General features: G+C 40.8%; 19 protein-coding genes. 10 read left to right on the top strand and 9 right to left on the bottom strand.

All coding sequences use genetic code 11. The features are described from left to right. From G3T18_RS15380 to G3T18_RS15360, 5 genes are all read left to right on the top strand, one after another. Positions 1–989, top strand: a 989-nt coding sequence (locus G3T18_RS15380; RefSeq protein WP_224411450.1) for an RpnC/YadD family protein, incomplete at its 5' end; no start/stop codon positions are given. 104 nt (positions 990–1093) lie between these two features. Beyond that, positions 1094–1318, top strand: coding sequence for a hypothetical protein (locus tag G3T18_RS15375; RefSeq protein WP_224411449.1), 225 nt, complete (start codon positions 1094–1096; stop codon positions 1316–1318). Positions 1319–1346: 28 nt separating this feature from the next. Further along, positions 1347–1643 carry a hypothetical protein gene (locus G3T18_RS15370; RefSeq protein WP_224411448.1) on the top strand — a complete coding sequence of 99 codons (297 nt, stop codon included), beginning with the start codon at positions 1347–1349 and terminating at the stop codon, positions 1641–1643. Positions 1644–2080: 437 nt separating this feature from the next. Further along, on the top strand, positions 2081–2623 hold the full coding sequence (locus G3T18_RS15365; RefSeq protein ID WP_224411447.1) for an EF-hand domain-containing protein: 543 nt from the start codon (positions 2081–2083) through the stop codon (positions 2621–2623). A 279-nt stretch (positions 2624–2902) separates the two neighbouring features. Continuing rightward, complete coding sequence (locus tag G3T18_RS15360; protein ID WP_224411446.1) at positions 2903–3595, top strand: hypothetical protein; 693 nt, start codon at positions 2903–2905, stop codon at positions 3593–3595. 278 nt (positions 3596–3873) lie between these two features. On the opposite strand, the gene G3T18_RS15355 is transcribed toward G3T18_RS15360, so the two are convergent. The 4 genes from G3T18_RS15355 to glgX all read right to left on the bottom strand — a co-directional run bounded on the left by G3T18_RS15355 (position 3874) and on the right by glgX (position 12724). Continuing rightward, the gene (locus G3T18_RS15355; protein WP_224411445.1) at positions 3874–4359 is read right to left on the bottom strand and encodes a hypothetical protein; all 486 of its coding nucleotides are present in this window, start codon (positions 4357–4359) and stop codon (positions 3874–3876) included. 277 nt (positions 4360–4636) lie between these two features. After that, positions 4637–7969, bottom strand: a complete 3333-nt coding sequence (gene treS / locus G3T18_RS15350) for a maltose alpha-D-glucosyltransferase (protein ID WP_224411444.1) — start codon at positions 7967–7969, stop codon at positions 4637–4639. A 473-nt stretch (positions 7970–8442) separates the two neighbouring features. Then, a complete protein-coding gene (locus tag G3T18_RS15345; RefSeq protein WP_224411443.1) occupies positions 8443–10404 on the bottom strand; it encodes an alpha-1,4-glucan--maltose-1-phosphate maltosyltransferase in 1962 nt (653 codons plus the stop codon). 196 nt (positions 10405–10600) lie between these two features. Further along, positions 10601–12724 carry a glycogen debranching protein GlgX gene (glgX, locus tag G3T18_RS15340; RefSeq protein WP_224411442.1) on the bottom strand — a complete coding sequence of 708 codons (2124 nt, stop codon included), beginning with the start codon at positions 12722–12724 and terminating at the stop codon, positions 10601–10603. Between the two features lie 454 nt (positions 12725–13178). Between glgX and glgB the strand changes: the two genes are divergently transcribed. Both glgB and G3T18_RS15330 read left to right on the top strand, forming a co-directional pair. After that, positions 13179–15458 (top strand): 1,4-alpha-glucan branching protein GlgB, encoded by a 2280-nt coding sequence (gene glgB, locus G3T18_RS15335; protein ID WP_224411441.1) that lies wholly within the window; start codon positions 13179–13181, stop codon positions 15456–15458. A gap of 240 nt (positions 15459–15698) precedes the next feature. After that, complete coding sequence (locus tag G3T18_RS15330; protein WP_224411440.1) at positions 15699–16460, top strand: hypothetical protein; 762 nt, start codon at positions 15699–15701, stop codon at positions 16458–16460. Positions 16461–16589: 129 nt separating this feature from the next. Here the strand turns inward: G3T18_RS15330 and G3T18_RS15325 are convergent, their stop codons facing one another. Beyond that, on the bottom strand, positions 16590–16832 hold the full coding sequence (locus G3T18_RS15325) for a DUF202 domain-containing protein (protein ID WP_224411439.1): 243 nt from the start codon (positions 16830–16832) through the stop codon (positions 16590–16592). A 210-nt stretch (positions 16833–17042) separates the two neighbouring features. Beyond that, positions 17043–18863, bottom strand: a complete 1821-nt coding sequence (locus G3T18_RS15320; protein WP_224411438.1) for an ABC transporter ATP-binding protein — start codon at positions 18861–18863, stop codon at positions 17043–17045. Positions 18864–19040: 177 nt separating this feature from the next. Here G3T18_RS15320 and G3T18_RS15315 point away from each other — a divergent pair, with 177 nt between their 5' ends. Next, entirely contained in the window at positions 19041–19865 is an 825-nt protein-coding gene (locus G3T18_RS15315) for an SDR family oxidoreductase (protein WP_224411437.1), read from the top strand. Positions 19866–19987: 122 nt separating this feature from the next. Here G3T18_RS15315 and G3T18_RS15310 read toward each other — a convergent pair whose 3' ends face one another. The 3 genes from G3T18_RS15310 to upp form a co-directional block, all read right to left on the bottom strand. Further along, complete coding sequence (locus tag G3T18_RS15310) at positions 19988–20293, bottom strand: RNA recognition motif domain-containing protein (RefSeq protein WP_224411436.1); 306 nt, start codon at positions 20291–20293, stop codon at positions 19988–19990. 299 nt (positions 20294–20592) lie between these two features. Then, positions 20593–21084 (bottom strand): ureidoglycolate lyase, encoded by a 492-nt coding sequence (locus G3T18_RS15305; protein ID WP_224411435.1) that lies wholly within the window; start codon positions 21082–21084, stop codon positions 20593–20595. 44 nt (positions 21085–21128) lie between these two features. Further along, positions 21129–21764 carry a uracil phosphoribosyltransferase gene (upp, locus tag G3T18_RS15300; protein WP_224411434.1) on the bottom strand — a complete coding sequence of 212 codons (636 nt, stop codon included), beginning with the start codon at positions 21762–21764 and terminating at the stop codon, positions 21129–21131. Positions 21765–21926: 162 nt separating this feature from the next. On the opposite strand from upp, the gene G3T18_RS15295 reads away from it, so the two are divergent. Continuing rightward, positions 21927–22250: a hypothetical protein gene (locus G3T18_RS15295; RefSeq protein WP_224411433.1), complete on the top strand. Its 324-nt coding sequence runs from the start codon at positions 21927–21929 to the stop codon at positions 22248–22250. Between the two features lie 6 nt (positions 22251–22256). Further along, positions 22257–22709, top strand: a complete 453-nt coding sequence (locus G3T18_RS15290; protein WP_224411432.1) for a PIN domain-containing protein — start codon at positions 22257–22259, stop codon at positions 22707–22709. Positions 22710–22723 lie beyond the last annotated feature (14 nt).

Genomic DNA, 22723 nt, shown 5'->3' with positions numbered 1-22723 from the left:
CCTTTAGGCAGGGGAGCGTCAACCAAGCCCAGTCCGATTACGATAGTCCTTGGAAAGAGGCAATCGATATCTATTTTGAGCCGTTTATGGCATTCTTTTTTCCCCAGGCTCATCAAGATATTGATTGGTTGAGAGGCTATGACTCCTTGGATACAGAATTGCAAGAAATTATTCGCGATTCTGAAACAGGAAGGCGTTTAGCAGATAAGCTGGTTAAACTATGGCTACTTGATGGTGAAGAAGCTGTAGTGTTGATTCACATTGAAGTTCAAAGTCAGTCACAATCTGATTTTGCCAAGTGGATGTATATCTACAATCACCGTTTGTTTGATAAATACGATCGCGAAGTCATTAGTTTGGCAATTTTAGCAGACGATCGCCTTTCTTGGCGACCAACAAGCTATAGTTATAGTCGTTGGGGATTCCAAACCACTCTCCAGTTTCCCACGGTGAAATTATTAGACTATCGACAGCAATGGCAAATTTTAGAGCAAAGTCGCAATCCCTTTGCTGTCATAGTTATGGCTCATTTGACAACCCTAGCCACCCGCGAGAATCTTCAGCAACGCTTGCAGTCAAAGTTAAGCTTAATCCGAGAACTCGGCGATTGGCGCGGTAGCGCCAGCGCCCTTCAGGGCGATCGCGGTTATAGTAGAAATGAGATTCTTCAACTCTTCCGGTTGATTGAATGGATGATGGTTTTACCAGAAGAATTAGAACGTAATTTTAGAACTGAACTCAAGCGTTATCGGGAGGAAAATCGAATGCCATATATTACCGGATTTGAGCGAGACGCAATAGCACAAAATACTCGCGAGTCAACAATCGAAGTTTTACAAATACGGTTTGAGACTGTACCAGAAAACATTAACCAAATTCTCGACACAATTGAAAATTTACCACAGTTGAAACAGTTACATAGACAAGCGGTTACTGTTGACTCTCTTCAAGAGTTTGAGCAAATTTTGGCACAAATTCAAACCGATTAAAGAGTTAAAATTTTTCTCGGTTGATTGAATGGATGATGGTTTTACCAGAAGAATTAGAACGTAATTTTAGAACTGAACTCAAGCGTTATCGGGAGGAAAATTGAATGCCATATATTACCGGATTTGAGCGAGATGGAATGGTACAAAATGCTCGCGAGTCAGTCATAGAAGTTTTACAAATACGGTTTGAGACTGTACCAGAAAACATTAACCAAATTCTCGACACAATTGAAAATTTACCACAGTTGAAACAATTACATAGACAAGCAGTTACTGTTGACTCTGTACAAAAGTTTGAGCAAATTTTGTCACAAATTCAAACCGATTAAAGAGTTAAAACTTTTTCCGATTGAATGGATGATGGTTTTACCAGAAGAATTAGAACGTAATTTTAGAACTGAACTCAAGCGTTACCGGGAGGAAAATCGAATGCCATATATTACCGGATTTGAGCGAGATGGAATGGTACAAAATGCTCGCGAGTCAGTCATAGAAGTTTTACAGATACGATTTGAGGTTGTACCAGAAAACGCGATCGCCATTCTCAACACAATTGAAAATTTACCACAGTTAAAACAGTTACATAGACAAGCGGTTACTGTTGAGTCTCTTCAAGAGTTTGAGCAAATTTTGGCACAAATTCAAGCCGATTAAAGAGTTAAAACTTTTTCCGATTGAATGGATGATGGTTATACCAGAAGAATTGGAACGTAATTTTATCCTTTTTTAAAGAACGGTTAAAATAGAGTTAAGAAATGAAAAAATAAATAAAAATTAACTACACAGACAAAAATTCTCTAAGATCCAGAAGTTAAAAATTAGAAATTAAACCCATAACAGGTATCCGAGAACTATTACTAATGAGATATTTGCCTCAATTGAAGAAAAATTAATAAAACATTGACATCGCTGCAAAAGTCATGTTCAATTTATTCTAAACTCGATCGAATCCTAAATTCCGATCGAGTTAGCGAGAGTATCGGGTAAGCACTTAAGAACGCAAGTTATCTATTAAGGTGACAGCACTTCTGAGAGTGTGCACAGTTGATAGTTACTTTCTTAACATATTTCATGGAGGCAAATTAGTCATTATGCTTACTGAACTTCAAACTAAGAAATGGACTCATTTGTTTAATATTTATGACACCAATAAAAATGGTGTTGTTAATAAAGAAGATTACGAACTCAAAGTCCAAGCAGTTGCCAAGCTACATAATCTTAGTCCAGGTTCAACGGGTTATGATGAGATGTACGCTCAAGTTATGGCCGACTGGAATAATCTACAACAAAATGTAGACAAGAATCAAGACGGTCAAATTACCTTAGATGAGTGGCTCGAACATGGTTATACTTGCATTAACAGCGAAAATATGTATGAGACTGTGAAAAAGGAAGCAGATGCTATTTTTGCTCTATTCGATCGAAATGGAGATGGTGTCATTAACAGCGAAGAGTATACTGGATTGATGAAAGCATGGGGAGTTAGTGATGAAGGATTAGAGATTGCCTGCTCTAAACTAAATCTTAAAGGGGATAACACCCTGTCTAAGGATGTATTTAAGCAATTGCTCGAACAATTTCACAAAAGTGATGACCCAGATTCTCCTGGAAATTATCTTTTTGGTTCTTTTTAAGCCGCCTAACTTTCAGAGCGCTTTAGATACCTAAAACAATACTCCGGATGGTAACATAGCTTAAAAGCTTACAGCATAAACCTTTGCTAGATCGAGCTGAGATTGTTAGCTTTGAGACGGACTAAGAAAAAAAGTGTTTCTCTCGACTGCAACTTTTGTCCGGCGATCGTTTTGGCGTCAAAAAACTGTCCGGAGTATTGCTAAAGGCTCCCTTAAATCCAAAGATTCATTGTGCAAAAATTGCCACGTTATTTATTTTTCACAATAAACTCGATCGCTATGGAGATATTTACATCAGAATATAGTCATAAATGGTACTCCAAGCGAGAGCTTTTAGCTCCATATTTGGATATAGAAAAGGATGGATACTGCTTGTATGTTATGCCCGTTAATGACGAAACAAAAAGCTGGACTGAAGAAGTTAGAGAGCTGCATAAAACTCATTTAAATAAGGCAGGATATGAGGGATTCAGCAACCAGATAGATGATGAGTATCATTTAGCAGGAACTTATTTTTTTGTTGTGAAAGACAAAGAAATCGTAATTACATCACGAATTAACGATAGAAACAAATCGAGCAGATTTCCTTTTGAAATGGGGCAAAGACAGAATGGAGAATCTTACACTTTTCAGGAGAATATTTCGGCAGTCGATATTAATACATATAGCCTCATTCTCCGACATTACAGACGAGCCATGCCATTATTATTAGTATCTCTTGGTAAGTATATTCACGACTTGGGCGCTAAGAAGGCTTTTTGTTTGGTCGAACGAAAAAATAAAGTTGTTCAGAGGATTTATCATGAGGCAAAATTCGTTTACTCAACTACATTTGCGGAGCTGATAGTATTCCCTTCTTTTCTCTATGCCTTAAACCATAAGCCTGTTGAATGGAAAATCATGGAGTGGCACGAACAAACGATTAATCACTATGCTAAACAATATCAAATGATAACTAGCAGTAGAAGATGAGATTATGACCAGTGTTTAAAAAATAAGAGTGAGTGAAAATATCAATGTTATTAATGTACGAACTCTCTACCAGTCTTGGGCTTGAGTCACTTTTTACCCCGTAATATCCAAGAGTTTGAGCAAATTTTGGCACAAATTCAAGCCGATTAAAGAGCTAGAAAAAATTACGCCTCTCGTCACTCAAGTTATATTAGACAAAATATTTTTTTGCCCTAATTTTTCTCTAGAGACGTAGCATTGCTACGCCTCTACATTTTTCAGAGTTGCGATGAGCTTTTTTAACTTTGATTGCGAGATAACTGTTGTTGGTAAGCGTTCAAAACATTTTGGACGTAAGTAGCAGTTGCACCACTGCTACAACCGTCAACAGTACCAGTCATCCACCAACAAGCGGTACGACGAACTGCGGCAGTATCATTATTACCTGTAGCTGCGAGATTTTTATTTAATTCTCTCTCCATGATACAGGAGACGGTGCGGCGGGCGGCTGCGGAATCAGCTTCAAATTGGGCAGCGCTCATTTGTTGTCCTACACATTGTTTTGTCCAACTAGGAATAATCCCTGGTAAGACTTGCCACTGGCTGTACATTCCGTCATTAGGGCGATTTGGAGGTGCAGATACCCGTAAAGCTTCGACGAAAGCATTAAGTTGGTTCGGGCTGGCGGTGGTTTGGGCTTTTCCTGGCGTATGCCAAAACCCTGCACTAATAACTATTCCAGTTAGTAGTAGATGTCCGGTTTTTTTAATTAAATTGCCACTCATGGTTACTAAAGATTGTTTTGGTAATTTGCTGATTGATTGGTTACTAAATTAGAGAATAAAGTTAATTTTGAGATTATTGCTTGCGACTTTAGTTAGATATTTGTTTAATTACAATCACAATCTGGACTCAGCAGTGGTAATTGATAACTAAAAATAATCAATATTTCGGGTTTGGCTGAAGAATTTTATTATTTAGTTTGATAGCAATTTCATATATTTTCTATTAGTTCATTTAAGAGAAAACTAAAGTGGGCTGTAGCCCACCCTAGCTAATAGGTTAAATTTGCAACAATCTTTGCAGGGGAATTTCTACCCAATCGGGACGATTGTTCAGTTCATAACCTAACTCATAAATCGCCTTTTCCATGAGATAGCAATTGAGTAGTGCTTGCAGTTCTTGTTCGCCTTGAGGTAAGAAATCTGCCTTACCTGCGGTGGTGACGTATGTATTGAAGAAAATGACGCTGACCCAACTAGCCCAATATTGCGCCCATTGCTCCATTTTGGGCAAATCTTCAGGGCGAATCATTCCACCTTCAACTTCATTACGCAATCCCTTGGCTGCGGCATATTGGAAAGATTGCAGCATTCCAGCAACATCGCGCAGAGGGCTTCGCTTCATGCGTCGTTCGCTGAGAGGACGGGCGGGTTCGCCTTCAAAGTCGATGATAATAAAGTCGCGACCCGTATAAAGTACCTGTCCTAGGTGGTAGTCTCCATGACAGCGAATCCGATTGGCAGTGATTTTCAGGTTTAAAATCGTGCCTAAGCGTCCCATTAGTCTGTCTTCTCGGTTGAGGACGGCTTGCGCTAGGGGTTGGGTATCTTCGGGTAGTTGTTTGATCCGCTTTTTCAAACTGAGTAAGACTTGACCTGCTAGGTTGCGCGTGTATTGATATACAGAACGCTGATAGAAAGAGGTGAAAGGTTCGGGAGCAAAATCAGGATTTTCTGGGTCTGAGGCTAAAGCTAGGTGCAATTCGGCGGTTCGCTGACCTAATAACTCGGCGGAGTTGACATAGGAACCAATCGTTAGGGCGGCAAAGTCGGGTATTGGTTCTTCAATCGATTGCACTACAGATATCGAAGGAAAAGTTACTTCGCTCAGTTCCTCTCGTCTGACCATAATTTGCTCGAAATAGGAGCGTAAGTTATCGAGAGTGTAAGCCCAAGCGTCTCTGGTATCGGGAATAAATTTGAGTAAAATCCCGGTAGTAATGGGAGCGGCATTTTTCGGGCGATATTCGAGAGAACCAGCAACGGGAGCGATGTTTTCCAGAACTTTTTTCTCCGTCAGGAAGCGCCCGATTTCCAAATCTGGGTTGATTCCTTCTTCGAGCTTGCGGAAAAATTTGAGGATTAAGCGATCGCCATAAACTAAGGAAGTGTTACTTTGTTCTGCTCCGAGTAAGTGAGGTTCGAGATGATCTGCTTCTTTGATCGAGTTTGGCAGAATCTCCGTTGGGGTGGCGAGTAGGGTGCCACTAGAACCTTTATAGCGTCGTTTGTGGGCGATCGCATCGAGTCCAAAATTCAAGAAGTCTTTGTCTTTGATTGCGTCGTAGATCAACCCGACTTCTTCTTTATCTTGGAACTGAAGATAAGCAATTACTTGGTCTGTGTGAATGCTATCTTTGTCACTGCCTAGTTCGTTAGTTTCACCATAAGCTAAAGGCAAAATGTAGGTTTGGGGAGATCCTTCGGTGTATTCCAAACGCAGCATAATTAACATTGTTTCCGATTCTTTGCTGGAAATGGGAATAACTTCGACGATACTTGACGATTGTACGATGCGCCCTTTCGCACCAAACCAACGACAGCTATAGAGATAATTGGACAGGGTAGATTCTAATGTGGTTTTCAGTTGAGGGACGGTAAAAACATTCTGCCATTTGCCACTGACAACCAAGGTTGGTTGTTCTTTGCGAGGTTTGGTGAATTCCACAAGACTGTGCTGCATTTGCAGCGTAAACCAATAAATCGCGTAGGGTGCGAGACTAATAAAGTAGGGAGATTCTTCAATTTCCGGGAATTGCGATCGCCCGAAAATTTCTACGGGTACCATCCCTTCAAACGCAGATAAATCTAACTCGACGGTTTGGACGAAGCGAGATAAATTGGCGACGACTAAAATATGTTCGCCTGCGTAAGTCCGAGTAAATGCCAAAACCTTACGATTTTCTGGGTGAAGGAGTTCAAAAGTTCCGCGTCCAAAAGCTTGAAAGCGCTGTCTGGTAGCAATCAAGCGTTTTGTCCACCACCAAAGCGAGTTAGTATTTGCTTGTTGAGTTTCGACATTGAGCGCTTCATAATGATGTTCGGGATCGACAATCACTGGTGCATAAAGTTTTTGCGGATTAGCGCGACTAAAACCAGCATTGCGATCGCCACTCCACTGCATCGGGGTACGCACGCCATTGCGATCGCCTAAATAAATATTATCTCCCATGCCAATTTCATCACCGTAGTACAACACTGGCGTACCTGGGAGAGACAATAATAAACTCGTCATCAATTCGATCTGACGGCGATCGTTACCTAACAATGTTGACAAACGCCGCCGAATACCCAAATTAATTCTTGCTTGAGGATCTTGGGCATAAACCCGATACATATAATCTCGGTCTTCGTCGCTAACCATTTCTAAAGTTAGCTCATCGTGGTTGCGCAAAAACAGCGCCCATTGACAATTATTTGGAATCGAGGGAGTTTGATTGAGGATATCAGCGATCGGAAAACTATCTTCCATTCGCAAAGACATAAATAAGCGCGGCATTAAGGGAAAATGAAAGTTCATGTGACACTCATCCCCAGCACCAAAATAAGCAGCCGCATCTTCGGGCCACTGATTTGCTTCGGCTAACAGCATTCGATTAGGATGTTTCTCATCCATGTGCTTGCGGAGCTTTTTCAAAAAAGCATGAGTTTCCGGCAAATTTTCGCAAATCGTGCCTTCGCGTTCGTATAAATAAGGAACAGCATCCAAACGCAGTCCGTCTACACCTTTACCCAACCAAAAATCAACGACATCAAAAACCGCCTGCTGCACCGCCGGATTATCATAATTTAAATCGGGTTGGTGAGAATAAAAGCGATGCCAATAATAAGCCTTAGCTACCGGGTCCCAAGTCCAGTTAGAAGTTTCAAAATCCTTGAAAATAATCCGTACTTCGGAATATTTATCCGGGCTATCACTCCAAACATAAAAATCCCGTTCTTTGCTACCTTTCGGCGCTCTCCGGGCGCGTTGAAACCAAGGATGTTGATCGGAAGTGTGATTAACAATTAACTCAATAATTACGCGAATACCGCGATCGTGGGCGGCATCTAATAACTCTTGAAAGTCTGACAAACTACCAAAAATTGGGTTAACACTTTTGTAATCAGCGATATCATAGCCGTCATCCCGCAAAGGTGAAGGGAAAAAAGGTAGCACCCAAACAGCCGTTACGCCTAATTCTTTTAAGTAATCGAGTTTTTCTGTTAACCCCCGAAAATCACCAATACCATCGCCATTACTATCATAAAAAGCACGAACTGGTGCTTCGTAGATAATGGCATCTTTAAACCATAAGGGATCGTCTTTCAAAAGTGGGTAAGAATTCGACATGATTTGTGGTTATTTTTCTTCTTTTCTACAAGTTTGAAAATTATGCTCGAAACTACCAAATAAACTTGCAGTTTTCGTTCGAGATTTTTGTTGCTTTCGATTTATTTCGACTGTAAATTATTAATTTTCCGATTAATAATTTACTCATTTCTCCAGGCTAAATCAAAGCAACAAATCCAGAAAAACTAAGAAATACTCAGCCATTTTTAGCTACATTAATTACTTTTTGCTTCGTTTTTAGATAACTATAACCAGCTAACTAAAACACAAAAATTTTGCCACTAATGCTAATCGAAAATCACTAAATCTTGATTTTCAACCAAAAACTTCCGCGAAAAGAATGTAGCTTTATTTTGGCTATTTCTGATAATTGTCGCTCCTTAGTTTTTCCTTTTTTCCTAACAAGCAAGAGCAAAATGCTCAAATTTGCTGTAATTTGTCGAGCAATCTATTTTCTATTTTCAAAGAATCAACTACTGCTGTTTAATCCAGAACAAATGGGCAGGAGCATCGTAGGGATTTAATTCTACATAATTGTGTCCGCCAGACCAAGTGTACTGAGCATCAGTAAACAAGTCATGCAGTTGATAAGGTCGATAGGGATCGATTCCCAATGTCTCTAAGGGTAAATCTAACCAACCTGATTGCGTCCAATGAGGGTCGAGGTTGACCACCATCAACATTACATCACTATTATCGGGAGTCTGCTTGGTGTAGCAGATCGTGCGATCGTTGTTGATGTAATGAAAGCGCAAACTATAGTCGCTTTGTAAAGCTGGATGTTCCCGACGGGCGCGATTTGCCCTTGTAATCCAATCTTGGATCGAATAAGGGCTATCCAAATCCCATTCGCGAAGTTGATATTTCTCTGAATCGAGGTATTCTTCGCTTCCGGGTCGTACCGCGCGATTTTCACAGACTTCAAAAGCTGGTCCATAGATTCCGTAATTAGCAGTTAGTGTTGCTGCTAATGCTAACCGAATCATAAAGGCGGGTCTTCCTCCGTGTTGGAGATATTCGTGGAGAATATCGGGTGTATTGGGCCAAAAGTTAGGATGGAAGAACTCTTTAACTTCACTGCGAGTCAATTCGGTCATGTATTCAGTTAAGTCCCACTTGTTATTGCGCCAAGTAAAGTAGGTGTAGGATTGGGTAAAGCCGAGTTTAGCAAGGCGATACATGACATTGGGACGAGTGAAAGATTCCGAAAGAAAAATAATATCGGGATAATCGTGTTTAATTGAAGCGATCGCCCATTCCCAAAAAGGAAACGCCTTTGTATGGGGATTATCGACGCGGAAAATATGCACTCCTTGCTCGATCCAGAATACCATCACGCTTTTGAGTTCTTGCCAGAGATTCTGCCAATCGGGGGTTTCAAAGTCGATGGGATAGATATCTTGGTACTTTTTTGGTGGGTTTTCGGCGTACTGAATTGTCCCGTCGGGTCGATGTTTAAACCATTGGGGATGGTCTTTGACGTAGGGATGATCGGGACTACACTGAAAAGCAATGTCTAAAGCTATTTCTAGGTTATGTTCTTTTGCTTTGGCAACAAATTCGCGGAAGTCTTCCAGGGTTCCTAGCAAGGGGTGAACGGATTTATGTCCGCCTTCGTGGGAACCAATACCCCAACAAACGCCTACGTCATCGGGTTCGGCGACAAGTTGATTATTTTTGCCTTTGCGAAACTGATGTCCAATTGGATGAATTGGTGGTAAATATAAGACATCAAAACCCATCCCGGCAATATAGGGGAGAAATTCCCACCCATCTTTAAACGTTCCGTGTTTGCGTAAGGGAGTACCGCAAGAACGAGGGAACATTTCGTACCAGGTACTAAAACGAGCTTTTTCGCGATCGACGATAATTTTCAACTCTTGTTCGTAAGTTGTCGCCAGGGAGCGATCGGGGTATTTACTAATTAGGAAAAACAATTCCTCAGAAAGTGCTTTTTCGACGAGAATTTTTTGGTCTTCGGAAGTTTCTTTCAATACAGCCGCCCAAGTGTGTAGCTTGTCGTGGTCTTCTCCTGAAGCACGATTAGCTCCTTTCTCGACCAATTCCGCACCGATGAGCAAGTCTACAGCCACATTTTGACCTGCTTCGACCCTTTTTTGCAGATCTCGACGCCAAGTTTTGAAATGGTCTACCCAAGCGCGAACCGAGTAATAGTAGTTACCAATATTCTCAACTGTAAATACACCTTGCCAGCGATCGTTAATTAAAGAATACATTGGCGCATGATGCCATTCGGTTTCGGATTCTCGGCGATAAACAATCTCGCTGGTAATTAGATCGTGACTGTCTGTAAAAACTGTAGCTTCTACTTGGACTTCTTCGCCAATGATGCGCTTAATTGGGAAACGTCCGCAGTCGATCGCTGGGTAAATTTTTTCAATTTGTACTCTTTGTCTTCCTTCTATTGGCAGCATTGGTAATATTTTCCTTTCTCTTTTGCAATAAGGGATTAGCGATCGCGGATTGGGGACTGGGAACTGGGGATTTCAGTTACCAGTTATCAGTGAACAGTAAACAGTAAACAGTAAACAGTTAGCAGTTTATCTTCCAAGTCCTCCCCCTCCTCCCACCTCACCACTCACCAGCAAACACCTCAAAAATCCCGAAAAATCAAATTCGGCGCAAAACCACGATCGCGCGTCCCATCACGGGTATGGGTTTGTCTTCTTTGTAACGTTTACCTACTTGAACAAAACGAGGTTTAGTCGTATCAATTACCACTGCCCATTCTCGATTTTGCAATCCTTCAGGGAGGATAAACTCAATTGTTTCATAGTGGGCATTGAACAACAGATAAAAACTATCATCCATTACCCGCTCTCCTCGCTCGCCAGGAGTAGCAATTTCTTCTCCATTTAAAAAGATCCCCACTGCTTTGGCAAATCCGTCTTGCCACTGTTCGCCAGTCATTTGACCGCCATCGGGGTTAAACCAACCGATATCATTAACGCCAGAACCGTGAATTGCTCGACCTTGGAACCATTTGCGCCGTCGGAAATTAGGATGTTGGCGGCGAAAATAAATTAACTGACGAGCAAAATCCAGCAAAGCAGCATTTTCGTCTTGTAAGTCCCAGTCCAACCAGGAAATTTCGTTATCTTGACAATAAGCATTATTATTGCCTTGTTGCGTCCGCCCAATTTCATCTCCCGAAAGCAACATTGGTACGCCTTGAGAAAGCATTAAACTGGTTAAGAAGTTGCGTCTTTGGCGGTTACGCAAGCGTAGCACTTTGGGCTCTTCTGTCGGTCCTTCGACACCACAATTCCAAGAACGGTTATGACTTTCGCCATCATTATTATCTTCTCCGTTCGCTTGATTGTGTTTTTCGTTGTAGCTGACTAAATCATTCAGCGTAAAGCCGTCGTGAGCGGTGATAAAGTTAATACTGGCATTGGGACTGCGACCGTTGGATTGATACAAATCTGAACTGCCTGTAAAACGATAAGCAAATTCAGCTAAAGTTCGGTCTTCACCACGCCAAAAGTCTCTGACTGTATCGCGATATTTACCGTTCCATTCTGACCAAAGCAAAGGAAAGTTACCGACTTGATAGCCACCTTCACCTACGTCCCAAGGTTCGGCGATTAGTTTCACGTCAGCAAGTACCGGATCTTGGTGAACGATATCAAAGAAAGCTGCCAGACTATCGACTTCGTATAATTCTCGTGCTAGTGCTGAGGCTAAGTCAAAGCGGAAGCCGTCAACGTGCATTTCTAGCACCCAATATCTGAGGCTATCCATGATTAACTTCAAGACTTGGGGGTGACGAACGTTGAGCGAGTTACCGCAACCCGTAAAATCCATGTAGTAGCGGGGATCGTCTTCTACTAAGCGGTAGTAGGCAGCGTTGTCAATACCTTTGAGAGAGAGGGTCGGACCGAGGTGATTGCCTTCTCCAGTATGGTTGTAAACTACATCTAAGATTACCTCAATCCCACCTGCGTGTAGGGCTTTCACCATTTTTTTAAATTCGGTTACTTGTTGCCCGAGGTTGCCTTTGGCACTATAACCTGAGTAAGGAGCCATATAGCAAATCGAGTCATAGCCCCAATAATTTCTCAGTCCTTTTTCGATTAAATGTCCCGGTTGGCTGAGAAAATGATGTACGGGCATCAATTCCACGGCGGTAATACCGAGAGATTGGAGATAGGCGATCGCGGCAGGATGTGCTAACCCGGCATAAGTCCCCCGCAATTTTTCGGGGATATCCGGATGCAGTTTGGTAAAGCCTTTGACGTGAGTTTCGTAAATAATCGATTCGTGGAAAGGAATTCTCAGTAACTTGTCTCCTTCCCAATCAAAAGACTCGTCTACAACTACTGATTTAGGGATCAGGTGAGCGTCGTCTAGCTCTGAAAAAGCTAAATCTTGCTCTTCGTCATCCCAAGCATAACCGAAAATTTCTTCGCCATAACCAATTTCACCCGCGATCGCCTTTGCATAAGGATCGATCAACAGTTTATTCGGATTGAAGCGATGACCTTGTAAGGGATCGTACGGTCCGTGAACCCGATATCCATATCGCTGACCCGGACCTATCCCTGGTAAATAACAATGCCAGACAAAATTACTGACTTCTGTTAGTTCGATCCTGGTTTCTCTTTTCTTTTGATCGAACAAACAAAGTTCTACACCTGTTGCATTTTCGCTGAATAAAGCGAAGTTTGTGCCTTGACCATCCCAACTTGCTCCTAGAGGATAGGCTTTTCCTGGCCAAACTGGTACATACATAAAATCTACTCCGATCGGTACTGATCTTAAGGAAGAACCTATTTTATCTTTGTCAATTGTCTTTTTTTCAGTTCAGGTTTCTCCTACATCGATTGTTCATTACATTAGAAGTTAACTTTCTTGAGATTGTATCTAACACCAGAGACTGTTTTCCCTTCACTTTAATCAGATCTTCACTTTTTCGACTATTGCTATCTGCGCTATTTCTGGAATTTACCAGTTATTTTACTATTCTCAAGCGAGCTTCGGTGACAGTTTTTTTTCTCCAAATTTGTCAAGAACTTTAAGAAAGATATTTTTCGGTTGTATAGTTAATCAAAATTTAACCGCTCTTGACAACTGACAAGCAAAAACCGACAACTGAGAGAAAAATCTCAGTTCGTATCTAGAGAAAGACAACTGATGTGACAAGATTAGGTAACATTAATCGAGAAAAGAATAAGTAAATAATCCTATGGCAGTAATCGCACCCGAACAAGTGGATCGTATTGTTAGCAATCGACACCATGACCCTTTTGAAATTTTAGGCTCTCATCCGATTGAGAGAGATGGTAAGAAATTTTGGGTAGTCCGGGCGTACCTCCCGAAAGCAAATGCGGCTTCGGTACTTCTTCCGGAAGAACGGAAAGAATATCCGATGGAACCCATCCACCACCCAAATTTTTTTGAATGCGAGATCGAAATTGAGGAACTAGCTAATTACCAATTTAAGGTCAAAGAGGGAGAACACGAACGAGTTATTTACGACCCCTACGCTTTTCGTTCCCCTCGCTTAACTGATTTTGACATTCACTTGTTTGCTGAAGGCAACCATCACCGCATTTACGAAAAATTAGGCGCTCATTTTACTGAAGTCAATAATGTTAAAGGAGTTCACTTTGCGGTTTGGGCGCCTAATGCGCGCAATGTCTCGGTTGTGGGTACTTTCAATAATTGGGATGGTAGAGAACACCAAATGCGTCTCATTGGTAACGGGATTTGGGAACTTTTTATTCCCGAACTTGGTGTTGGCGAACTATACAAATACGAAATTAAGAACCACGTCGGACATATTTTTCTCAAATCTGACCCCTACGGTTTTTACCAAGAGATCAGACCTGATACTGCTTCGATTGTCGTAGAATTAGACAAGTATACTTGGAACGATGAAGATTGGTTAGAACGCCGTCGTCATAGCGACCCTCACGAACAAGCGATCGCTGTTTACGAACTTCACCTCGGTTCTTGGCTGCATGAAAATGCCGATTATCCACCGCCAGAAAACGGACAAGTAGTGCGTGTTTCCGAAAAACCTTGGGCGCGTTTTCTCACCTATCGGGAACTAGCAGAAAAATTAATTCCCTATATCAAGGAACTCGGTTACACTCACATCGAACTGTTACCCATCGCCGAACATCCTTTTGATGGTTCTTGGGGATATCAAGTTGCGGGTTATTTTGCGCCAACTTCCCGTTATGGTACTCCAGAAGATTTGATGTATTTCATCGATAAGTGTCATCAAAATAATATTGGCGTAATTGTAGACTGGGTTCCCGGTCACTTTCCGAAAGATAGTCACGGGTTGGCTTTCTTTGATGGTACGCATCTTTACGAACACGCTGACCCTCGTAAAGGCGAACATAAGGAATGGGGGACGCTCGTTTTTAATTATGCTCGCAACGAAGTACGCAATTTCTTAGTCTCCAATGCTTTATTTTGGTTCGATAAGTATCACATCGACGGTATTCGCGTAGATGCAGTCGCCTCGATGCTTTACCTGGACTACAATCGTAAACCAGGAGAATGGGTTCCTAATCAATATGGGGGTCACGAAAATCTCGAAGCTGCTGATTTCCTCAGACAGTTAAATTACTTGATTTTTGGTTACTATCCAGGTATTCTCTCTATTGCTGAAGAGTCTACCGCTTGGCCGATGGTATCCCGTCCTACTTATTTGGGTGGTTTGGGCTTTAACCTGAAGTGGAATATGGGCTGGATGCACGATATGCTTCTTTACTTCGGTAAAGACCCTCTCTACCGTCGCTACCACCAAAATAATGTTACTTTTAGCATTATGTATGCTTTTAGCGAGAATTTTATGCTTGCTCTTTCTCATGATGAGGTGGTACACGGTAAGCGTAATTTACTAGAGAAAATGCCGGGCGATGATTGGCAAAAGTTTGCTAATCTCCGTTGTTTGTTTGGCTATATGTACGGACATCCTGGTAAGAAAACTTTATTTATGGGGATGGAGTTCGGACAGCGCAGCGAGTGGAATGTCTGGTCGGATTTAGAATGGGGTGTGTTGGAATATGAGCCGCATCAAAAGCTGAAGCGGTTTATGTCTGATTTGAATAAGGTTTATAGCTCTCAACCTGCTCTTTATACGGAAGATTTTTCTCATCAAGGCTTCCAATGGATTGAGTGTAACGATGCTGAACATAGTGTCGTCTCGTTTATTCGTACCTCGAAAGATTCGGGTGAGTTTATTGTCGTGGTTTGTAACTTCACTCCCCAACCTTTATATGATTACTGGGTTGGCGTACCGAAACCAGGTTTTTATGAGGAAATTTTGAATAGCGATGCAGGAATTTATGGTGGCAGTAATTTAGGTAATATGGGTGGTAAATGGGCTTTTGATTGGTCTCATCCTAATTGGCCCTACGCGATCGCTCTTACTTTACCTCCACTTGGTATACTTTTCCTTAAGTTAGATCCTCAAAAGAACGAGGATACTACTTTATCTCCAGAATAAATTTTCGGGTGGGCAATGCCCGCCTTAATTTAGATTATGCTGTTCCCTAGATGACTAATTAATCGGATTCGAGCTTACTTCCTCCAAATGGGTGAACCAAGGAGGTGATTTTTCTTCGCCCAAAAGGACGAACAATTTGTATGATGTGAGGGTATAGGGACACAGAATAACCTGGAAATATCTCGCTATCATCAGTTATTACCCTCTTGGTGGCGCTGTTCGTCAATAAGGAAGTAAGCTGTGAATTTATGGCTTTCGCTGATAATTTTTCTTCCTATTTTTTTCTTTGCCTATGTAATTACTGCACCTTTCCTCGGACAAAAGGTGATGGGTAAAGATGGGGGGGAGATGGTTCCTTTTTTTGCTGTGGGTTTTGTTTCTTCTTTGGCACTACATTATTTAATTATACACTATCTAGGATTATTTTTGTCTCTGCTTAAATATGGATTTGCCCTTTCTCTTTTGCCTTTATTCATATTTTTAGGTTATCTCGTTACTTGGCGTTGGCGAAAAAAGCAAGCAGGTTATTTATTATTAACTTTAGGAAGTTTGGGTAATCGCCAATTATTGTTACTTGCAAGTCTGGTTCAAGTAGCAATTGCAGCTTGTTTAACTTGGGAGATAATTGTGCGATCGATTGGCGAGGTTTCTTTCAACTATTATCAGTTAGTTTTTCATCTTTCGCCAGCAATATTTTTGGGCTTTTTAGCTATTTTTTGTTTCGCAGTCAGTCAGGCACGTTTAGAATTAAGAGAACGAGGTATTTGTCCGGGATTTTATACCATTAAATGGGAGCAAATTGCTGATTATCAATGGGAAGGTGAAAATGATTGTTTACTAAAAGTTTATTTCCAAGCTGGTTTTCCCTTGGTGAAGAATTGGAGTTGGCGAATTCGGGACAAGCATCGAGAAGCGGTAGAAATTATAATTTCTGAATTTACTTCCTTTTATAAGAGCGAAAAAACGAGTGAGATTTCAACTAAATCTTTAAGATCGAATTAAAGAGAAAATTTTCTACGCATCATCATTTTACCATCGTAATCTTATAAAGACTTTAGAAGTATCTTCTTTACATAACATCTGTAGCATTTTTTTGACCTTTCAGATTAATTGGCAAAATTACTAATTGAGTTATCGACTAACTCGTCTTCTTTTTTCTTTGTAACGTTGATAAACATAAATTCCTACAACGATAAATAATAAGCCAATAAATCCTAGTAGAAAAGAAATTATAACTACTAAAATACCCCCATAAAGTTTGGGTAAGCCAGCAGCAGCAATAAAAAAGGCTAATCCCGTACGCAGATAAGCAAGTAAAGTTCTCTGATTGGCTAAATCAGTACGAGCTTGAGCTAGTTTCACCCGATCGTCCATTTTATACCTATTCTCATATTTTTTTCCAGACTACTGCTTTCTATTTTGTCTAAACTAGATCTGATTAAAAAAAGCCACAAGCACTATAGCAGTGAACAGTAAATAACGATCGGATCTTATTCTAGCAAGGTTTTCCGAAAATTAAGATGTCTTAACTAACTCGTTCTCTGCGATAATATTTACTTCGCCCTTGTGACTACGAACTAATTATTACTGATATCCGGCTGCTTGTAAAGTAAATAATCTTGCATAGCGTCCATTAGCTGCTAATAATTCTTCATGGGTTCCTTGTTCAATAACTTTCCCTTGAGATAAGACGACTATTTTATCCGCCATGCGTACTGTTGAGAAACGGTGAGAAATCAGGATAACAATTTGATTTTTGGTTAGCTGGGAAAGCCGTTCAAAAATTTGTGCTTCTGCTTCTGCATCCATTGCTGAAGTGGGTTCGTCTAAGACTAAAATATCAGCTTGGCTGCGCATAAATGCCCGCGATAAAGCAATTTTTTGCCATTGTCCGCCGGAAAGTTCAACTCCGCTACGAAACCAGCGACCTAGTTGCGTAAAAAAGCCTTCTGGCAGAGAATCAATAAAGGGTTTTGCCATGCCTTTTTGGGCGGCTTGTTTCCAGCGATCGCTATTTTCTAAGTGACTGACATCACCAACGCCGACATTCTCACCAATGGTAAATTGATAGCGAACAAAATCTTGGAAAATTACGCTAATTCGTTGGTGTAAATGCTGAAGATCCCATGCTTGTAAATCTACACCATCAAGGAAAATTTTACCTGCTGTCGGCACGTATAATCTCGTTAAAAGTTTAATTAAAGTGGTTTTCCCTGATCCATTTTCGCCAACGAGGGCGAGTTTTTCTCCGGGTTGCAAATGCAGGGAAATATTTTCTAAAGCGGGTTCTTCTCTTCCAGGATAAGTAAAGGAAACGTTTTCAAAACGAACTCCATCGCCGGGAATTATTCCGGTGGTAGCATTACCTTGAGACTGAGACACTTTTTGTTCGAGAAATTCATATAAATTAGACAGATAAAGATTATCTTCGTACATTCCACCAATTGAAGTTAGTGCCGCCGAAAAGGTAGACTGTCCTTGACGAAAGATGACTAAATACATGGTCATATCGCCGATAGAGATCTGAGCGCTAATAGTTTCGAGTACAATCCAAGCATAGGCGAGGTAGAAGGTTGCGGTACTAAATAAACTCAGCAGATATGTCCAAAAACCTCGGCGTAAGGTAAGATTGCGGTCTTCGTGGTAAAGTCGTTGGAAGATGTTTCGGTAACGTTGGAGTAGGGTTTGTCCGAGTTGATAAAGTTTGACTTCCTTGGCAAAATCTTCTCTTGCTAGTAAAATTTCTAAGTAAGTTTGCTCTCTAGTTTCTGGCGATCGCCAACGAAATAAGCGAAAGGCTTCTCCGGCAAACCGAGTTTCGGCGATGAAGGAGGGTAAGGCGGCGATCGCTAAAATTATAACTGCCCAAACTGAAAATTGCAGCAGTAGCCCGCTATAAGTAATTAAGGCGATGCTATCTTCGACGAGGCTGAAAGTACGAGTCACCAGAGAAAGGGGACGTTGAGATGCTTCTCTTCTCGCCCTAGTCATTTTGTCATAAAATTCTGAATCTTCAAAGTGAACTAAGTCTAGTTGTAGGGCTTTTTCTAAGATTAAAACGTTGACTTTTTGCGCTAGTAAGACTCGCAATAAAGATTGACAAACTACTTTGCTTCGTTGAGTAAAAGCTAGGGAGATGACGAGTAATCCTTCTAGTGCTACATATTGTAAGGCAAGAATGCTAGATTGGCTGACTACTGCATCAACAATTAATTTTCCTACATAGGCGATTGCGGCTGGTAAAACACCTCCTGCTAACGTAAGTATGGCAAGTAAAATGGTTAGCAGAGGACTGGTTTGCCAAACTAATTTTACTGCTTTTTTGCTGTAGCGAAATACACTGAATGAGTCCCCAAATTTACGCCAAATTTGTTTAAAATTGTTTTTAGGTTTCTTTCTCCTCATTAATTCCTAAGTTATTGATTTCGATCTCACTATTCAATTTTAGCTCGCTCGGACGTTACCTAAATGAGGTTTTTTGCCGATATTTTTTAATCTTGCTGTTGGATTCAAGCTAAACTAATCTTGGCAATGTTTGCTTGGGTTAATATTGCTTTGCTATCCTCGTTCTGACTGTCGAAAATGAAAGTTGCAATTATTGGTTGTGGTTATGTAGGTACGGAAGTTGCGCGTTACTGGAGTCAAGAAAAAAATTTAGAAGTAACTGTGACGACAACGACTAACTCTCGCGTTGCTAGTTTGTCAAATTTTGCTAGTCAGGTGGTGGTTGTTTGCGGTAATGACCGAGAAGGGTTAAAATCTGTAGTTGCAGGACAAGATTTGGTTCTTTTATGCGTTGGGGCTAAGAATGCTGCTAGTTACGAAGAAACTTATCTCGGTACTGCGAAAACTCTTGTTTCTGTTTTGCCAGAAACTCCCACTGTGCGACAATTAATTTATACTAGTTCTTATTCGGTTTTTGGCGATCGCAATGGGGCTGTAGTTGATGAAAGTTCCCCTGTTAAACCTGCAAATGAAAATGGTCGAATTCTCGCTGAGACTGAACGAGTTTTACTTTCAGCAGCCACGGAGAAGTTGAAAGTTTGTCTTTTTCGTCTGGGAGGAATTTATGGACCTCAAAGAGAAGTGGTAAAAATTTTTAGTCGCGTTGCTGGTACTACTCGTCCTGGTTCAGGGGATGATGCAACTAATTGGATACATTTAGATGATATCGTCGCTGCAATTGAATTTGCGCGTCTCCATCAACTTGAAGGTATTTATCATCTTGTTGATGATGATAAATTAACTACAGGAGAACTAATTAACTCTGTTTTAGCCAAACATAATTTTCCCCCAGTCAACTGGGATGTAAACCAAAAAAGCCTTCGACCTTATAATGCGAGAGTGTCGAATCAAAAGTTGAAAGATGCTGGTTTTCAGTTAATCCATCCCCAAACTGAATTTTAGCTGGCTGTGGTGTCTAATTAAGTAATTGGGTGCGCGCTCTTAACGCACCCTAACACAAAATCTTATCTAAGTTTATGCAAGCGCGTACAGCAAAAAACTTCTGTCTTGATTGACGCTAATTTTTAGTAGCGAGAGGAACGAGAAAAGCTTTTGTTGCGACCACCAAAAGAACCAGAACCGCGATTTTCGCGAGGTCTTGCTTTATTAACTTTCATGTTGCGACCCATCCAAGATGCACCGTCTAAAGTCTCAATTGCTTTTTCTTCTTCATCGTCACTGGACATTTCCACAAAACCAAAACCACGCAGACGACCTGTCTCGCGGTCTGTAGGTAAATGTACTCGTTTTACTTCTCCATACTCTGCAAAAACTTGCATGAGGTCTTCTTGAGTAACCTCGTATGACAAATTTCCCACGTAAATCGACATTATTTCTCTCCTGTTTTATTTCCGTGAGGAGATAGAATCTTCGGAGAGAAGCCTGTACCCGCGAACCTCAAGGAAAACACCTTATCGATACCACAAACAAACACTGCAACCGAACCTATTCTCATCACACAACGCGATTATAGCAGATTTATTTTGATTGCCAGAGCTATTTGAGCTAAATTTATTATAAAAGTTTATAATCATTTAACATTAATCTAGATTAAGCGAGAATTCATCAATTTTAGTTAGTTTCACTGGAAGTCAAAGCTAAGTTCGCAAATCAGTAAAAATCTAGTCAGCTAAACAATTTCCCAAACTAGGTGATGACTTTTGCGAAAGTCATGAGTAAAATAATCGACTAGATTAGTATCGCTTAATTCTAAATTATAAAAATTTACAGTATCTTCATCGAAATAAGGACCCGCGTGCCAAGTTCCAGTTTCTAGTTTAATGAAGCAATTACCAGGAATCTGAAAAGCTGTAATTTTCTTGAATTCTGGTTCTTTTCCCAGAGTTGGTGGTGCCACGGCAATCAACCATTCTTTACCTTCTAAGGAACCCAAACATTGGCTACACTGACTATGGCGGGTGAGTTTACTAAATTGACGACCGCGATTTTTTAGTCGCATAATATAAAATCGCGGTATACCATTTTTTAAGTTTAGTTGCGCGTCAGTTTGGTCAAATTCTTTCCCATCTTCCGCCGGAGTAATTAACTGTCCGAAAGGTTGAAAGTTTTCAGAATTAATTGATTTTGCTGGCAATTTTTTTACGGTAAATTCTTGATTCATAATTCCTGATAAATAGTAGAGAAGTGGAGAGTCGGCGATAAGTCTCACTTAGTTCCATAAAGGCGATCGCCTGCATCTCCCAGTCCCGGTAAAATATAACCATGTTCGTCCAATTTATCGTCAATCGCCGCAGTATAAATTGGCACATCTGGATGATGTTCGTGAAAATGTGCAATTCCCTCTGGTGCAGCTAGCAAACAAAGAAATTTAATGTCTCGAGGGTTAAATTCCTTAATTCTATCCACTGCTGCAACTGCGGTGTTTCCCGTGGCTAACATGGGATCGACTAAGAGAATATCCCGATGTTCCACATCATGAGGAAGTTTAAAATAATACTCTACAGCTAAATGAGTTGTGGGTTCGCGGTATAAACCAATATGTCCCACTCGTGCCGAGGGAATCAATTCGAGGATACCATCTAAAAGCCCTTGACCTGCTCGCATAATCGACACGATCGCCATTTTCTTATCCGAGGCTAACATCGGTGCTTGCATAGTTGCTAGGGGTGTTTGAATTTCTGCGTATTTGAGCGGCAAATCCCGCGTTACCTCGTATGCTAGTAGCATCGAGACTTCCCGCAACAGTTGACGAAACTTAGCGGTACTGGTTTGAGTATGACGCATCAGAGACAGCTTATGCTGTACGAGAGGATGATCGATAACAGTGACTGGTGATGACATAGCGATCGCCGTTATTTTACGGGATATTAGCACAGACGCTCTCGATTTGGCGCTCAACCTCGAAACAAACCACGATCTTCCTTCGATAAAATGAGTTGAGAAGCGTTGAGTTGGAATTGAGCCAACAGCGATCGCTCTTATATTTTACAACCAAATTGCCAGATGACAGTCAGAGAACAGCTACTTAAAGAAATTGCCCAATCTTCCGATGCTTTCGTCGAAGAAGTTCTCAATTTCGTCTTATTTACTAAATCCAGACGCAGCGAAACATCTCCAGATTCCGAAGCAGATTCTCAACAGTTAGAAGATAAACTTACATTAGAAGAGTTGCAACAGCAAACTCAAGATGCTTTAAAAGAAGCTGGATATGATACCAGAGAAAAAATTGTTCATTTAGTCCAGGAAGTTAAGCGAGAAATGATAATTGAACGCCAAAATCACTCTAATTTAGTTGCCGACGAAACGAGCAAACAATTAACAGATTGACTAACGATGAAATCCTCTCTTGATTGTGTATTTTTGGACACCAATATTTATATTATTGGTGCAGCAAAACCGAACAGTTATGAACGTGAAATTCTTAATTGGCTTGGGTTTGAAGGTAAAGAGAAAAACTCAGTTAAAGTAGTTATTTCTGAAGAATTAATTGAGCAAATCTTGCGGGTAGCTAAACGTTTACAAAATAAAGATTGGGGTAGTAAATTAATCGGACTAATTTGGCAGAATCTTAACATTTGCTATGTTTTGCTAAATCCAGAAGAATTTGTTCGACTGGAAAAGTTGGGAAAGATTCCTCGTGAAGATATTGGTGTTTATTTAACTGCTAAAGAAGGAAAAGCCGAATGTTTTGTATCTGCTAACCATAAGTTAATTAGGGCTTTAGCTACTGAAACAGGAGACTTTGACTGCTTTACTCCAGAGGATTTTGTAGCTAAATATTTATAGTTAGTTAATACTAG

Origin of the sequence: Oscillatoria salina IIICB1 (assembly GCF_020144665.1) — a bacterium.
In the GTDB taxonomy this organism is placed as follows: Bacteria; Cyanobacteriota; Cyanobacteriia; order Cyanobacteriales; family SIO1D9; genus IIICB1.
The sequence above is the reverse complement of the archived record's forward strand: the minus strand, read 5'-3'. Positions and strand labels throughout refer to the sequence as shown.